This window comes from Paracoccus sp. SSK6 (assembly GCF_039770665.1).
Lineage (GTDB): Bacteria > Pseudomonadota > Alphaproteobacteria > Rhodobacterales > Rhodobacteraceae > Paracoccus.
Genome location: NZ_JBDPNJ010000017.1, coordinates 1 through 14,077 on the forward strand (window position 1 = coordinate 1; position 14,077 = coordinate 14,077).

The following is a 14,077-nucleotide window of genomic DNA, read 5'->3' on the forward strand; positions in this document are numbered from 1 at the left end:
ACGCTGGTGGCCGAGATGTGCGACCTGTTCGTCCTGCTGCTGGCCCCTGCGGGCGGCGACGAATTGCAGGGCGTCAAGCGCGGCATCATGGAAATGGCCGACCTGATCCTGGTCAACAAGGCCGATGGCGAGTTGCTGGGCACCGCACGGCGCACGGTGGCTGATTACGCGGGCGCGCTGCGGCTGCTGCGCAAGCGCCCGCAGGATCCGCAGGGCTTTCCCAAGGCGTTGCCGGTCTCTGCCGCGACCGGCGACGGGCTGGCCAAGGCCTGGGAGGAGATGCAGGCGCTGACCCAGTGGCGGCGCGACCAGGGCCATTTCGCGGCCAACCGGGCGGAACAGGTGCGGCAATGGTTCCTGGCGGATGTGCGCGCAGGCCTTCTGGCGCGGCTGGACACGCCTGCCGCGCGCGACCGCCTGGCCCGGCTGGGCGATGCCGTGGCGGGTGGCGCCGCCGCCCCGGCCGAGGCCGCGCGGGACATGCTGGGCTGGCTGGCGCAGGAAAAATAAACGCCCGATTTTGCGGCCCATGGCGGCTGCGAATCGGCTAGGGTTCAGGGCATGGACAAGGGGGCTGACATGCTGGATCTGCCTGACGACGACACGCTTTATGCCGCCCTTGTGGCGCGCGACCCCGCCTGGGAAGGCCGCGCCCTGGTGGGCGTCACCACCACGGGCATCTTCTGCCGCCTGACCTGCCCGGCCCGCAAGCCGCTGCCGCAGAACTGCCGCTGGTTCGCATCCTCTGACGCCGCGCAGGCGGCGGGCTTTCGCCCCTGCCGCCGCTGCCATCCGCTGGGCGCCACGGCGGATGGCGACCCGCTGGTCCGCGACCTGCTGGCCCGGCTGGAGGAACGCCCCGACCACCGCTGGTCCGAAGCCGACCTGCTGGCGCTTGGGCATGACCCCTCGACCGTGCGCCGCGCCTTCAAGCGGCATTTCGGGCAAAGCTTTCTGGCGATGGCCCGCGCCGCGCGGCTGCGGGGCGGCATGGCCAGCCTGACGAAAGGATCGCCGATGATTGACGCGCAACTGGAGGCGGGATTCGATTCGGCCTCGGGCTTCCGGGCGGCCTTCGCACGGCTGTTCGGCCATGCGCCGCACGAGATGCGGCAGGGGTCCGACCTGCTGGCCGACTGGATCGACACGCCCCTGGGCGGCATGATCGCCATTGCCGATGACCAGGCGCTGCACCTGCTGGAGTTCATCGACCGCAAGGCCCTGCCCGAAGGGCTGCGGCGCCTGTCGGCGCATGTGGGCGGGCGGGTCGGCCTGGGCCGCACGCCCGTCCATGACCTGGCCGAAGCGCAGCTTGCCGCCTATTTCGCGGGCCAGGCGCCGCGCCTGGATGTGCCCGTGGCCCTGCACGGCACGCCCTTCCAGCAGCAGGTCTGGCGCGCCTTGCAGGACATTCCCGCCGGCCAGACGCGCAGCTATGCCCAGCTTGCCGCAACCCTCGGGCGGCCCCTGGCTGTCCGTGCCGTGGCCCGCGCCAATGCCACGAACCGCATCGCCCTGGTCGTGCCCTGCCACCGCGTCATCGGCGCGGATGGCACCCTGACCGGCTATGCGGGCGGGCTGTGGCGCAAGGAAAAGCTGATCGGGATCGAGCGCGCCTATGCCTGATTCGGGTTGACGGCGCCTTCGGCTTCCATTAGGGACGCGCAAACGGATTTCCGGGCGCTGCCTCGCGGCGCCCTTTCACTTTGGGACGGAACCCCCGCCGGGACCGCCCGCATAGCAAAGACGAAGGATCAATACCATGTCGCGCGTCTGCGAACTGACCGGCAAAGGCCCGATGTCCGGCAATAATGTCAGCCACGCCAACAACAAGACCCGTCGCCGGTTCCTGCCGAACCTGAACGAGGTCACGCTGCTGTCGGAAAAACTGAACCGCGGCTATTCGCTGCGCATCTCGGCCGCGGCGCTGCGTTCGGTCGATCACCGTGGCGGCCTGGATGCCTTTCTGGCGAAAGCCAAGGACAGCGAACTGTCGGACCGCGCGCTGAAGATCAAGCGCGAGATCGCCAAGGCCGAAGCGCCCCAGGCCTGATCCGGCCCGTGACTGCGGCAATATGCCCCGTCGTTCGCTCGACGGGGCTTTTGCATGTCTGTTGCCTTCCGCGCGGCCTTCGGTGATGGTCGCGCCACGGCGCGAGGCCGCCGCAGAAGAAGGACAAGACGATGATCCGCATGACCCTGGCCGCCCTGGCGGTCGTGACGCCCGCCATGGCCCTGGCACAGGAGGGGCTGGCGATCCGCGATGCCTATGTCCGCAGCACCAATCCCAAGACGGCAGCCGCCTTCATGGTGGTGGAAAATCACGGCGCGGCCGACTGCCGCCTGACCGGCGCTGCCTCGGACGCGGCTGACATGGTGGACCTGCATACCAATGTCGAAGACAACGGCGTGATGAAGATGCAGAAGATCGAAGGCGGCATCGACATTCCGGCGGGGGGCGAACATGCCCTGGCGCGGGGTGGGGACCATGTGATGCTGATGGGGCTGACCAAGCCCTTGGCCGATGGCGACAAGATCGCCCTGACGCTGGATTTCGGGGATTGCGGGACGCAGCAGGTCGAGGCCGCGCTGGACAACGACCGCGCCGAGGACGCGACCGGCGGCCATGGGGACCATCAGGGCCACTAGGACGGATCGGGATTCGGCAGCGAGAGGAGCGGTGCAGTCCGTTTCCGTGAACGGGCGGGACCAGGAAACGCACTGCGTTTCCCCCGTCCGCGTGATCGGGTTCCGCCAGAAACGATGCCATCCCGCGACCCCGGTAGGCCGGCGCCCGACCCGGTGGGCGTGAAGCGCCCGCCGGTGGCGGGGCGGGCGCTGGCCGGGCCTTTGGGGGCCCGGCGGCATTGGCGGCTATGGAGCCACGTGGCGAAGGCGATGGCCTTCGCCAGACCCAAGGCCGCGCAGGGATGACTACCGATCCGCCTTAACCCAGCATCTGCCTGACTTTCGGACCGAGTGCTGCGGCCATCAGCCTGATGCCCGCCGCGTTCGGATGGACGCCATCCGCCAGCAGATAGTTGCGGTGTTCCGACCTGGGCCGCGCGGCGATCGGCGCGTAAAGGCTGGGCAGCAGCACCGCGCCGTGGCGTTCGGCCAAGCGCGGCCAGATGTCTCGCCAGGCCTGCCGCCATGCCGCCTCGCCTGGGACCGGGTTCAGCCCGACCAGCAGCAGCGGGCGCCCGCCCTGACCCGCTTGCGCCAGGATTGCGTCCAGATTCGCCTCGGCCCGCGCGGCGGACCAGCCCAGCAGCATGTCATTGCCGCCAAGCTCGACAATCACCGCATCGGGACGGTGGCGGCGCAACGAGAACCCGATGCGCGCCCGCCCGCCATAGGTCGTGTCGCCCGACAGCGCCGCCGCGATCACCGTGGCGGGCGTGCCGTCGCGGTCCAGCCAGGCTTGCAGTTGCGGCACCATGCCCTGGCCCGGCGCAAGGCCGTATCCCGCGAACAGGCTGTCGCCGAAGGCCAGCACGCGCGGACGCGGCGGGGCCGCAGCGGCAAGGGCCATCGCCGCCCCCGCCAGAACGCCCCGCCGCCCGATCATCGCACCGCCCTCAGGCGCAGGGCATTGCCCACCACGCAGACCGAGGACAGCGCCATCGCCCCCGCCCCCAGCATGGGCGACAACTGCGGCCCGCCGAAGGGCACCAGCACGCCCATGGCAACCGGGATCAGCGCGGTGTTATAGGCGAAGGCCCAGAACAGGTTCTGGCGGATGTTGCGCATCACCGCCCGCGACAGCCGGATCGCGCGGGGCACACCCCCCAGATCGCCCGACATCAGCACCAGATCGGCCGATTCGATGGCGATACTGGTCCCGGACCCGATGGCGATGCCGGTTTCCGCCGCAGCCAGCGCCGGGGCGTCGTTGATGCCGTCGCCCACGAAGACCGACCCCGCGCCCATCCGGCCGATCGCCGCCAGCTTGTCGCCCGGCATCAGGCCCCCCTGCACGTCGTCGATCCCCAGGCGCGCGCCCACCGCCTGCGCGGTCGCGGGAATGTCGCCCGACAGCATCGCGGTTTGCAGGCCCATGCGGTGCAGGGTGGCAATGGTGTCCTGCGCCTCGGGGCGGGCCCTGTCGGCCAGGGCGAAGCTGGCGACATGGCGGCCATCGACGGCCATGTGAACCGGGGTCGCGCCCTGGGTCGCCTCTTTCTCCGCCGCATCGCGCAGGAGGGGGGTGGGGGCGATGCCGTTTTCGGTCAGCGCGGCAAGGTTGCCGATCAGCAGGCGGCGGCCTTCGACCACGCCCGACAACCCGCGCCCGGCGCTGGCCTTCACGTCCTGCGCCGGCGGCAGGTCCAGCCCGCGCGCCACGGCCCCGGCGACGATGGCCGCGCCCAGCGGGTGTTCGGACCGTGCCTCGGCCCCGGCGGCAAGGCGCAAGGCTTCGTCTTCGGCGATGCCGTCCGTGTGGACTGCGACCAGTTCAGGCCGCCCGCGCGTCAGCGTGCCGGTCTTGTCAAAGCCGATCAGGCGCGCGTTCGACAGGCGCTGCAGGGCCTCGCCCCGGCGGAACAGCACGCCCAGTTGCGCGCCCCGCCCGGTGCCGACCATGATGGATACGGGCACCGCCAGACCCATGGCGCAGGGGCAGGCGATGATAAGGACCGCGACGCCCGCCACGACCGCATGGGCCAGATCCGGGCCGAAGACCAGCCACAGCAGGAAGGTCACCGCCGCCAGCCCCATCACCACCGGCACGAAGATGCGGGTGATGCGGTCCACCAGGGCCTGGACCGGAAGCCGGGCGTTCTGCGCGCCTTCGACCATGCGGACGATGCGCGACAGGGTGGTGTCCGCCCCAGTGGCGGTCACGCGATAGGTCAGCGCGGCGGTGCCGTTCACCGTGCCGCCGGTCACCGGATCGCCGGGGGCCTTGGGGGCCGGGATCGGTTCGCCCGTCAGCATGGATTCGTCGATATGGCCCTCGCCCTCGGCCACGGTGCCATCGACCGCGACCCGTTCGCCCGGCGCCAGCAGCACCAGATCGCCGGGCCGCAGGTCGGCCACCGCGACCTGGGTAGGCTTGCCGCCCTTCAGAACGGTGGCGCGGTCGGGCGCAAGCTCGATCAGCGCGCGGATCGCGGCGCCCGCCTGGCCCTTGGCGCGGGCCTCAAGCCAGCGGCCCATCAGGATCAGGGTGACGATGACCGCCGCGGCCTCGAAATAGACATGGCGCGAGGTTTCGGGGATCAGGCCGGGTGCCAGCACCACGACCGCCGAATACAGGAACGCTGCCCCGGCGCCGAGCGCGACAAGGCTGTTCATCTCGGGTCCGCCGCGCAGCAGGGCAGGGATGCCGGTCGCGAAGAAGCGCCGCCCCGGCCCGGCCAGGACAAGCGCGGTCAGGATCATCTGCATCCACAACAGCGGCGTTGAGCCGATCAGCCCATGCAGCCAATGGTGAAAGGCGGGAACCAGATGCCCGCCCATCTCCGCCACGAAGACCGGCAGGGTCAGGGCAAGCGCGGTCAGGAAGGCGCGCTTCAGGGTCGCGGCCTCATCCTCCCTGACGACGGGGGCGGCGGCGTCCTGGTGGACGGCGGCGGGATAGCCCAGTTTGGTCACGATCCCGGCCAGATCGGCGGGCGGCAGGCTGGGGGCATGGCGCACCTGGGCGGTGCCCGCGACCAGGTTCACCTGCGCCTCGGCCACGTCGGGACGGGCGGACAGGACGCGCTGGATCCGTCCCGAACAGGACGCGCAGCTCATCCCCTGGATGTCCAGGCGGGTGGTGGTCAGGTCGGGCGGATAGCCGGCCTGCGTCAGGGCGGCGTCGATGTCGATCAGCGCGGTGCCATCGGCGCGCAGGCTGGCGCGCCTGGTGATCGGGTTGACGGCGATGTCGGTCAGGCCGGGCAGGGCGGTCAGCGCGCGTTCGACGCGGCCCGCGCAGGCGGCGCAGCTTATGCCCGGTATGGGCAGCTCAAGTGTGGTGGCGGTCATGGTTGTTTCCTGAAATCATGCGAAGGGTGCAGGACGGATTCAGGAAACGGGGCGGCGCTTGCGGCCGTGTCGGCGCCTGCCGGGGAAACTGCGCGGCGATCAGCGCGCGGGGATCGGTCCGCAGCGCGCGGCGGGGACGGACCAGGCCGGGGCGCGCGTCCTGATGGCAGCGGCAGGCACGATCCCCCCGGCCCCGGCACAGATGCGCGGGCCGCCGCAGGGGGCGTCTTGCATGGCAACAGGGGCGCAGGGCAGGGTCCATGAACAGCAGATGTGCCCCCGCCAGCCAAGGTTCAAGAGCAAAGTGAACACGAAACGCCGTCGTGAGTTGCATGAATGGCCCCTCCCTTGCTATGGGCAGGGCAGAGCAGAAGAACACGAGACCCACAGGATCACCATGAACCGCCGTGAGCTGATGTCGCTGGCCGTGCCGCTGATGGCCGCCGCCTATTTCGCCCCCTCGCTGGCCTTCTCGCAGGAAGCAGCGCGCGACCCTTATGCCCCGACCGAGGTCGCGATCCGCGAGGATTTCGAGGTCGGCAGCATCGTCGTGGTCAGCAAGGACTTCTTCCTGTATCACGTGATCGCGCCCGGCCGGGCGGTCCGTTACGGCGTGGCCGTGGGCACGGCGGAGCTGGTCTGGAAGGGCCGCGCGACCGTGGGCCGCAAGGTCGAATGGCCGTCCTGGACCCCCACGCCCGACATGATCAAGCGCAAGCCGCAGCAATACGCCAAATGGGCCGACGGGATGCCGGGCGGTCCGCAGAACCCCCTGGGGGCGCGGGCGCTCTATCTCTACAACGACAAGGGCCAGGACACCGCGATCCGCATCCATGGCACGACGGAACCCGGATCCATCGGCCGCGCGGTATCGAATGGCTGCCTGCGCATGCGCAACGAGGCGGTGATGGCGCTTTACGATCAGGTGCCCATCGGGGCGCCGGTCTACGTCTACTGATGTGACCCTGACGCTGACGCGCCTGTCGGATCCCGCGTTTGCGGGGTTCGACGACATCATCGACGTAAGGTCTCCGGCGGAATATGCCGAGGATCACCTGCCCGGCGCGATCAACCTGCCCGTGCTGGACGATGCCGAACGGGCGCGGGTCGGCACCATCTACAAGCAGGTGTCCCCCTTTGACGCCCGCAAGCTGGGCGGCGCCCTGGTTGCGGCCAATGCCGCGCGCCATATCGCCGGGCCGCTGGCGGATCGGGACGGAAGCTGGCGCGCGCTGGTTTATTGCTGGCGGGGCGGGCAGCGATCGGGCAGCTTTTCCACGATCCTGTCGCAGATCGGCTGGCGGGTGGACCGGATAGACGGCGGCTACAAGGCCTGGCGGGCGCTTGTCGTGGAGCGGGTGCAGAACCAGCCCGTGCCCGTCCCGGTGATCGTTCTGGACGGCAATACCGGCAGCGCCAAGACCGCGATCCTGTCGCGGCTGGCCATGCGTGGCTGGCAGGTGATCGACCTGGAGGGGCTGGCCAATCATCGCGGCAGCCTGTTCGGCGGGCGTCCCGATGGCCAGCCAAGCCAGAAGCTGTTCGAGGGGCGGCTGGCGGTTGCCCTGGAGGGGCTGGATTCCTCGCGCCCCGTCCTGGTCGAGGCGGAAAGCAGCCGCATCGGCGCGATAACCGTGCCGAAGGCCATGTGGCAGGCGATCTGCGCCGCGCCCCGGCTGCGGCTGGAGGTGCCGGTCGAGGCGCGCGCAGGCTATACCGCCGCCACCTATGACGACATGGTGGTGGATCCTGCGCGGGTCGAGGCGATCGTGGCCGCGCTGGCGCCGCTGCACCCGGCCGAGCGGATCGAAAGCTGGCAGGCCGCCATCGCTGCTGGCGATTGGCGCGGTCTGGCCGAGGGGCTTTTGCGCGACCATTACGACCCGCGCTATCTGAAGCACCGGCTGCGTTATGCCGAGCGGGAGAAGGCGGTCGTTCCGCTGGATGACCTGCGGGATCTGGATGCGGCGGCGGCCAGGGTGGAAGCGGCGCTTGTGCGCCTGACCTGAAGCCCCTGCGTGGGTGGCGGGGACAGGAGCCTCCGGCGGGGGTATTTGGACAAAGAAGAAGCTTTAGGCGTCGCGCAGGAAGCGGCGCAGGATGCGTTCCAGCTTGGTGGCGCCCAGGGGGGCCATGGCCTTGGTGTGGTCATGGCTGATCGATTCGTCGGACAGGCCCGCGCCCATGTTGGTGATGACCGAGATCGCGGCGCAGCGGAGCCCGAGGAAGCGGGCCAGGATGATCTCGGGCACGGTGGACATGCCGACAGCGTCCGCGCCAAGGATTCTGGCCGCGCGGATTTCGGCAGGCGTCTCGAAGCTGGGGCCGGAAAACCAGCAGTAGACGCCTTCGGCCAGGTCGATGCCTTCGGTCAGCGCGGCGGTGGACAGGGCCGCGCGCATGTCCGCATCATGGGCGTCGGTCATGGGGACGAAGCGGGCGTCGGTTTTCTCGCCGATCAGGGGGTTGGTACCTGCAAAGGCGATGTGGTCGTTCAGCAGCATCAGCCCACCTGGCGGAATGTCGGGGCGCAGCGAGCCTGCGGCATTGGTCAGGATCAGTTTTTCGCAGCCAAGCGCGGCCAGCGTTTCCAAAGGCAGGCGCATGGCATCGGCCCGGCCCGATTCGTAGTAATGCGACCGGCCGCCGAATACCGCGACGCGGCGGCCTTCCAGGTCCCCGACCACCAGTTGCGGCACGTGGCCCGACACGCCCGCATGGGGAAAGCCCGGCAGATCGTCATAGGGAATCGCCACGCCATCGACGGTGCCCGACAGGTGGCCCAGACCGGACCCAAGGATCAGCCCGTATTCCGGCGCCTCGTCGCCCGCGCGGTCGCGGATCAGGCGGGCAAGCTCAGCGCTCTTTGACATAGGGCTCTCCTCCGGCACGCGGGGGGATGGCGCGGCCGACGAAACCGGCCAGGATGATCACGGTCAGGATATAGGGCAGGGCGTTCATGAACATTGACGGGATGGTGACTAGCCCCAAGTCCAGGTTGGGGTAACGGTTGGCGATGGCCTCCAGCAACCCGAACAGGAAGGTCGCGCCAAGCGCCCCCCAGGGCCGCCACTTGGCGAAGATCAGCGCGGCAAGCGCGATGAAGCCGCGCCCGGCGGTCATTTCCTTGACGAAGCCCGCCGACAACCCGGTTGCAAGGTAAGCCCCCGCCAGCCCGCAAAGCAGTCCGGCAATCGCGACCGCCGCATAGCGCAGCCGCGTGACCGACACGCCCGCCGTATCGACCGAGGCCGGGTTTTCGCCCACTGCCCGCAGCCGCAGCCCGAAGCGCGTGCGATACAGTACCCACCATGTCAGCGGCACCAGCAGGAAGGCCGCATAGACCAGGATCGAATGGCCCGAGATCACCTCGGCATAAAAGGGGCCGATGACGGGCAGGGGGCGCAGGGTCTCGGCCAGGGGCAGGGCGATCTCGCCGAAGCGGGCGGCGCCTTCAAGCGAGGGGGTACGGCCGCCCAAGGCGAAGATCTTCTGGCCCAGCAGGACCGTCAGGCCAGAAGCCAGGAAGTTGATCGCCACCCCGGAAATCAGCTGGTTGCCCCGGAAGGTGATCGAGGCAAGGCCGTGGATCAGCGACAGCGCCAGCGATCCGGCGATGCCCGCGATCAGGCCCAGCCAGGCGCTGCCCGTGGCATAGGCCACGGCGGCGGCGGTGAAGGCCGCCATCAGCATCTTGCCCTCCAGCCCGATGTCGAAGACGCCCGCGCGTTCGGAATAAAGCCCGGCCAGGCAGGCCAGCAGCAGCGGCGTCATCAGCCGCACCGCGCTGTCGAAGATTTGCAGGACAGTGTTCAGATCCATCACGCGCCCCTTTTCCGCAGGGCCAGGAACAACCGTTCCAGCGGCATCCGCACCATGTTGTCGAGCGCGCCCGTGAACAGGATCACCAGCGCCTGGATCACGATGATCAGTTCGCGGGGGATGGAGGTCCAGAGCGCCAGCTCGCCCCCGCCCTGGTAGAGGAAGCCGAACAGCAGCGCGGCCAGGAAGACGCCCAAGGGGTGGTTGCGGCCCATCAGCGCCACGGCAATACCGATGAAGCCCGCACCCTCGACCGCGTTCAGGACCAGGCGCTCGGCCTCTCCCATCACGTTGTTGATGGCCATCATGCCCGCCAAGCCGCCCGAGATCAGCATGGCGATCACCGTGATGCGGACCGGGCTGATGCCCGCGTAAAGCGCGGCGGGTTCGGATTTGCCGAAGGCGCGGATCTCGAACCCCAGGCGGGACCGCCAGATCAGCAGCCAGACCAGGATGCAGGCCAGGACGGCCACGAAGAAGCTGATATTGACGGGCGTGTTCTTGCCCCATTCTAAGCCGAAGGTCAGCGCCATGTCCGACAGCTTGGGCAGGTGCGTGGCCTCGGGGAAGCGGGCCGAGGCCGGGTCCATGCTGCCGGTCGGACGCAGCAGGTTTACCAGGATATAGTTCAGCGCGGCGGCGGCGATGAAGTTGAACATGATCGTGGTGATCACGATATGGCTGCCGCGTTTCGCCTGAAGCAGCGCGGGGATCAGCGCCCAGGCCGCGCCGAAGGCTGCGGCCCCGATCATCGCGGCGGGCAGGGCCAGCGCCCAATGCGGCAGGGGCAGGAACAACAGCACCAGGGCCACGCCAAGGCCGCCCATGGCGGCCTGCCCCTCGCCGCCGATGTTGAACAGGCTGGCGTGATAGGCGACCATCACCGCAAGCCCGGTGAAGATGAAGTTCGTGGCATAATACAGCGTGAAGCCCCAGCCATAGCTGGAGCCGAGCGCGCCATCGATCATCGTGGTCAGCGCCACCATCGGGCTTTCGCCGATGGCCAGGATCACCAGCGCCGAAATCGCCATCGCCAGCACCAGCGAGATCAGCGGTGTCAGGATCACATCGGCCCATTTCGGCATCCGGGTCATGCGTCAGCCTTTCATGCCATGGCACAGCGCCAGGAAGGCCTGTGGGCTGGCGATCCGGTCCCAGGTGATTGCGTCGCCATTGCCCGCCATGCGCGCCAGGCTGCGGGCGCGGGGGACCGCCCCGTTCGCGCCGGGATAGCCGCGAACGGCCAGCAGGTTTTCCTCGGACCGCGTCTTGCCCTGGCGCGCCTCTCCGGTGCAGCGGCTGCCGTCGGACAGGGTGGCGAAGGCGATGGCGACGCGGCCCGCGACCTGGGGGGCGGCCTCGGCCTCGCCGGGCATCTCGATCGGGGCATGGTCGGCGCAGGCCATGCCGCGCGCGTCCGTCACGCAGTTCCCCGCGAAATCGGCGTGATAGTCCGATCCCTTGATCGGATCGGCCACGGCCCAGCTGCCGTCGGGGTTGCGGGCGCGGGTCTGGGCACGGGCCTCGGCGGCCTGGACAAGGCGGTCGGGCGCCTCGCCCCCCGGCCAGATGTCCATCTTGGGCATCCGCGGCATGGGGACGCTGCCGCAGCTTGCAGCAAGAAGAAGGGAAAACAGGCAGGCAATTCGGGCAGGCGTCATTCAGGATTCTCGAAGGGCAGGGTCTTGGGGATGGGGGCTGGCACCGGGCGCGGCGGGATCGACCCCCGCCATCAGCAGGCCCAGGTCGCCGGCGGTCGCGTCATGGGGCAGGCGCTCGCCCATGATGCGGCCGTCGAACATCACGGCGATGCGGTCCGAGAGCGACATGATCTCATCGAGTTCCACGGACACCAGCAGGATCGCCTTGCCAGCGTCGCGCAACTCCACGATGCGCTTGTGGATGAACTCGATGGCGCCGATGTCCACGCCGCGCGTCGGCTGGCCGATCAGCAGCAGGTCGGGGTTGCGCTCGATCTCTCGGGCCACGACGATCTTCTGCTGGTTGCCGCCGGAAAAGTTGCGCGCGGCAAGGTCGCAGCTTGGCGGGCGCACGTCGAAGCGCGCGATCTTGCCCTCGGCGTCGCGGCGGATCGCGTCGCGGTCCATCATCGGGCCGCGCCCGTATTCCGGCGCGTCGTGGTATCCGAAGGCCACGTTTTCCCAGGCGGCAAAATCCATGATGAGGCCTTCGACCTGCCGGTCCTCGGGGATATGGCCGATGTTCTGGCGGCGGCGTTCGGCGGCGTTGCAGGTGGAACCGGATAGCGGCAGGGGGGTGCCGTTCACGCGGACCTCGCCCGTCACGGTGCTGCCCTTTTCTGGGTATCCGCCCAGGATTTCCAGAAGCTGCGTCTGGCCGTTGCCGGACACGCCCGCGATCCCCAGGATCTCACCCGCGCGGATGTCGAGGTCGATGCCGCGCAGGCGTTCGACGCCATCGGCATCGACCATGCGCAGGTTGCGGATTTCCAGGATCGGCCTGCCGGGCGCCGCGGGCGCCTTCTGCACGTTCAGCAGCACCTTGCGGCCCACCATCAGCTCGGCCAGTTGCTCGGGGCTGGTTTCGGCGGTCCTGACCGACGCCACCATCTCGCCGCGGCGCATGACGGATACGGTGTCGGTGATCTCCATGATCTCGCGCAGCTTGTGGGTGATCAGGATGATCGTCTTGCCCTCGGCCCTGAGCCCCTCCAGGATTCGGAACAGGTGGTCGGCCTCGGCGGGGGTCAGCACGCCGGTCGGCTCGTCCAGGATCAGGATGTCGGCCTGGCGATACAGCGCCTTGAGGATCTCGACCCGCTGCTGGTGGCCGACCGACAGATCCTCGACCACCTCGTCGGGATCGACGTTCAATTCATATTCCTGGGCCAGCCGCTTCAGCACGCCGCGCGCCTTGGACAGCGACGGGCGCAGCAGCGCGCCGTCCTCGGCCCCCAGGATGATGTTTTCCAGCACGGTGAAGTTCGGGACCAGCTTGAAATGCTGGAAGACCATGCCGATGCCCGCGCGGATCGCGGTCTGGCTGTCGGTGATGGTCAGGGGCTTGCCGCCCACCAGGATCTCGCCCGCGTCGGGCTTGTAGAAGCCGTAAAGGATCGACATCAGCGTGGACTTGCCCGCGCCGTTTTCGCCGATGATGCCGTGGATCGTGCCGCGTTCAACCCGCAGGTGGATGTCGCGGTTGGCCTGCACCGACCCGAAGGCCTTGGAAATGCCGCGCAGTTCAATCGCCGCAGGGGCGGCCGTTTCCGGCCGCCCCCCGCTTTGCGTCATCACGCCCATTTACTGGACCGGGCAGGTGTTGTCGGTCATGTAGTCGTGGACCTTGATCTCTCCGCTGGCGATCTTGGCCCGCGCCTCATCCACGGCGGCCTGCATTTCCGGGGTGATCAACGCCTTGTTGTTGTCGTCGATGGCCACGTCCACGCCTTCGGCCTTCAGGTCCATGACCTTGACGCCCGGCTCCACGCCGTTCTTGAAGGCGTTATAGACGGCGTTGTCCACGCGCTTGACCATCGAGGTCAGCACCTTGCCGGGATGGAGGTGGTTCTGGTTGCTGTCCACGCCGACCGACAGGATGCCGCCGTCGGCTGCGGCCTGCAGCACGCCGATGCCCGTGCCGCCCGCCGCCGCATAGATCACGTCGGCGCCCTGGCTGATCTGGGCCTTGGCAAGCTCGCCCCCTTTCACCGGGTCGTTCCAGGCGGCGGGCGTGGTGCCCGTATAGTTGACCAGCACCTTTCCGTCAGGCTTGGCTGCCTTGAAGCCCTGGGAATAGCCGCATTCGAACTTGTGGATCAGCGGAATGTCCATGCCGCCGATAAAGCCCACCGTCCCCGATTTCGAGGCATGGGCGGCCATGATCCCGGCCAGATAACCGCCCTGTTCCTCGGTGAAGACGATGGACTGGACGTTGGGCTGTTCCACGACCATGTCGATGATCGCGAACTTGGTGTCGGGGTAATCCGGGGCCACCTGGTTCAGCACGTCGCCGAAGGCGAAGCCGGTCATCACGATGGGATTGGCGCCGGTCTCGGCCAGACGGCGGAGCGCCTGTTCGCGCTGCGCCTCGGATTGCATTTCCAGTTCCTTGTAGCTGCCCCCGGTTTCCTCCGCCCAGCGTTGCGCGCCCATATAGGCCGCTTCGTTGAAGGACTTGTCGAACTTGCCGCCAAGGTCGAAGATCAGCGCCGGCTCCGCCAGGGCGGCAGCGCCCGTCAGGGCCGTCAGCGCCACGCCCGCCAGCAGCGTTTTCGTCAGGGACATACCGAAAC

The 14,077-nt window shown here is 68.8% G+C and carries 13 protein-coding genes and 1 pseudogene; 6 read left to right on the plus strand and 8 right to left on the minus strand.

Annotated elements, in window-relative coordinates; translation table 11 throughout:
• From AAIL68_RS11880 to AAIL68_RS11895, 4 genes and pseudogenes are all read left to right on the plus strand, one after another.
• Positions 1–510 (plus strand): annotated as a pseudogene (locus AAIL68_RS11880) (methylmalonyl Co-A mutase-associated GTPase MeaB); the annotation flags it as partial.
• 69 nt (positions 511–579) lie between these two features.
• Positions 580–1,626, plus strand: a complete 1,047-nt coding sequence (locus tag AAIL68_RS11885) for a trifunctional transcriptional activator/DNA repair protein Ada/methylated-DNA--[protein]-cysteine S-methyltransferase (protein WP_347139992.1) — start codon at positions 580–582, stop codon at positions 1,624–1,626.
• Between the two features lie 136 nt (positions 1,627–1,762).
• Positions 1,763–2,053 (plus strand): 50S ribosomal protein L28, encoded by a 291-nt coding sequence (rpmB, locus tag AAIL68_RS11890; protein ID WP_347139993.1) that lies wholly within the window; start codon positions 1,763–1,765, stop codon positions 2,051–2,053.
• Between the two features lie 131 nt (positions 2,054–2,184).
• Entirely contained in the window at positions 2,185–2,649 is a 465-nt protein-coding gene (locus AAIL68_RS11895; RefSeq protein ID WP_347139994.1) for a copper chaperone PCu(A)C, read from the plus strand.
• A 298-nt stretch (positions 2,650–2,947) separates the two neighbouring features.
• Here the strand turns inward: AAIL68_RS11895 and AAIL68_RS11900 are convergent, their stop codons facing one another.
• Entirely contained in the window at positions 2,948–3,571 is a 624-nt protein-coding gene (locus tag AAIL68_RS11900) for an arylesterase (RefSeq protein WP_347139995.1), read from the minus strand.
• A complete protein-coding gene (locus tag AAIL68_RS11905) occupies positions 3,568–5,979 on the minus strand; it encodes a heavy metal translocating P-type ATPase (RefSeq protein ID WP_347139996.1) in 2,412 nt (803 codons plus the stop codon). The genes AAIL68_RS11900 and AAIL68_RS11905 overlap by 4 nt, the downstream gene beginning before the upstream one ends.
• A gap of 397 nt (positions 5,980–6,376) precedes the next feature.
• On the opposite strand from AAIL68_RS11905, the gene AAIL68_RS11910 reads away from it, so the two are divergent.
• Together AAIL68_RS11910 and mnmH are read left to right on the plus strand one after the other, a co-directional pair.
• Positions 6,377–6,937, plus strand: coding sequence for a L,D-transpeptidase (locus AAIL68_RS11910; RefSeq protein ID WP_347139997.1), 561 nt, complete (start codon positions 6,377–6,379; stop codon positions 6,935–6,937).
• A 1-nt stretch (position 6,938) separates the two neighbouring features.
• Positions 6,939–7,988, plus strand: coding sequence for a tRNA 2-selenouridine(34) synthase MnmH (gene mnmH, locus AAIL68_RS11915; protein ID WP_347139998.1), 1,050 nt, complete (start codon positions 6,939–6,941; stop codon positions 7,986–7,988).
• A gap of 63 nt (positions 7,989–8,051) precedes the next feature.
• Here the strand turns inward: mnmH and AAIL68_RS11920 are convergent, their stop codons facing one another.
• From AAIL68_RS11920 to AAIL68_RS11945, 6 genes are all read right to left on the minus strand, one after another.
• A complete protein-coding gene (locus AAIL68_RS11920; protein ID WP_347139999.1) occupies positions 8,052–8,852 on the minus strand; it encodes a purine-nucleoside phosphorylase in 801 nt (266 codons plus the stop codon).
• The gene (locus tag AAIL68_RS11925; RefSeq protein ID WP_347140000.1) at positions 8,836–9,801 is read right to left on the minus strand and encodes an ABC transporter permease; all 966 of its coding nucleotides are present in this window, start codon (positions 9,799–9,801) and stop codon (positions 8,836–8,838) included. The genes AAIL68_RS11920 and AAIL68_RS11925 overlap by 17 nt, the downstream gene beginning before the upstream one ends.
• The gene (locus AAIL68_RS11930; protein WP_347140001.1) at positions 9,801–10,895 is read right to left on the minus strand and encodes an ABC transporter permease; all 1,095 of its coding nucleotides are present in this window, start codon (positions 10,893–10,895) and stop codon (positions 9,801–9,803) included. The genes AAIL68_RS11925 and AAIL68_RS11930 overlap by 1 nt, the downstream gene beginning before the upstream one ends.
• A gap of 3 nt (positions 10,896–10,898) precedes the next feature.
• Complete coding sequence (locus AAIL68_RS11935; protein WP_347140002.1) at positions 10,899–11,387, minus strand: hypothetical protein; 489 nt, start codon at positions 11,385–11,387, stop codon at positions 10,899–10,901.
• 75 nt (positions 11,388–11,462) lie between these two features.
• Complete coding sequence (locus AAIL68_RS11940; protein ID WP_347140047.1) at positions 11,463–13,076, minus strand: ABC transporter ATP-binding protein; 1,614 nt, start codon at positions 13,074–13,076, stop codon at positions 11,463–11,465.
• Between the two features lie 9 nt (positions 13,077–13,085).
• The gene (locus tag AAIL68_RS11945; protein ID WP_347140003.1) at positions 13,086–14,069 is read right to left on the minus strand and encodes a BMP family ABC transporter substrate-binding protein; all 984 of its coding nucleotides are present in this window, start codon (positions 14,067–14,069) and stop codon (positions 13,086–13,088) included.
• Positions 14,070–14,077 lie beyond the last annotated feature (8 nt).

What these genes read in the sequence shown, in the direction of transcription:
- AAIL68_RS11885 (WP_347139992.1), top strand. Translation starts at nt 580, where the DNA reads ATGCTGGATCTGCCTGACGACGACACGCTTTATGCCGCCCTTGTGGCG.
- rpmB (WP_347139993.1), top strand. Translation starts at nt 1,763, where the DNA reads ATGTCGCGCGTCTGCGAACTGACCGGCAAAGGCCCGATGTCCGGCAAT.
- AAIL68_RS11895 (WP_347139994.1), top strand. Translation starts at nt 2,185, where the DNA reads ATGATCCGCATGACCCTGGCCGCCCTGGCGGTCGTGACGCCCGCCATG.
- AAIL68_RS11900 (WP_347139995.1), bottom strand. Translation starts at nt 3,571, where the DNA reads ATGATCGGGCGGCGGGGCGTTCTGGCGGGGGCGGCGATGGCCCTTGCC.
- AAIL68_RS11905 (WP_347139996.1), bottom strand. Translation starts at nt 5,979, where the DNA reads ATGACCGCCACCACACTTGAGCTGCCCATACCGGGCATAAGCTGCGCC.
- AAIL68_RS11910 (WP_347139997.1), top strand. Translation starts at nt 6,377, where the DNA reads ATGAACCGCCGTGAGCTGATGTCGCTGGCCGTGCCGCTGATGGCCGCC.
- AAIL68_RS11920 (WP_347139999.1), bottom strand. Translation starts at nt 8,852, where the DNA reads ATGTCAAAGAGCGCTGAGCTTGCCCGCCTGATCCGCGACCGCGCGGGC.
- AAIL68_RS11925 (WP_347140000.1), bottom strand. Translation starts at nt 9,801, where the DNA reads ATGGATCTGAACACTGTCCTGCAAATCTTCGACAGCGCGGTGCGGCTG.
- AAIL68_RS11930 (WP_347140001.1), bottom strand. Translation starts at nt 10,895, where the DNA reads ATGACCCGGATGCCGAAATGGGCCGATGTGATCCTGACACCGCTGATC.
- AAIL68_RS11935 (WP_347140002.1), bottom strand. Translation starts at nt 11,387, where the DNA reads ATGCCCAAGATGGACATCTGGCCGGGGGGCGAGGCGCCCGACCGCCTT.
- AAIL68_RS11940 (WP_347140047.1), bottom strand. Translation starts at nt 13,076, where the DNA reads ATGACGCAAAGCGGGGGGCGGCCGGAAACGGCCGCCCCTGCGGCGATT.
- AAIL68_RS11945 (WP_347140003.1), bottom strand. Translation starts at nt 14,069, where the DNA reads ATGTCCCTGACGAAAACGCTGCTGGCGGGCGTGGCGCTGACGGCCCTG.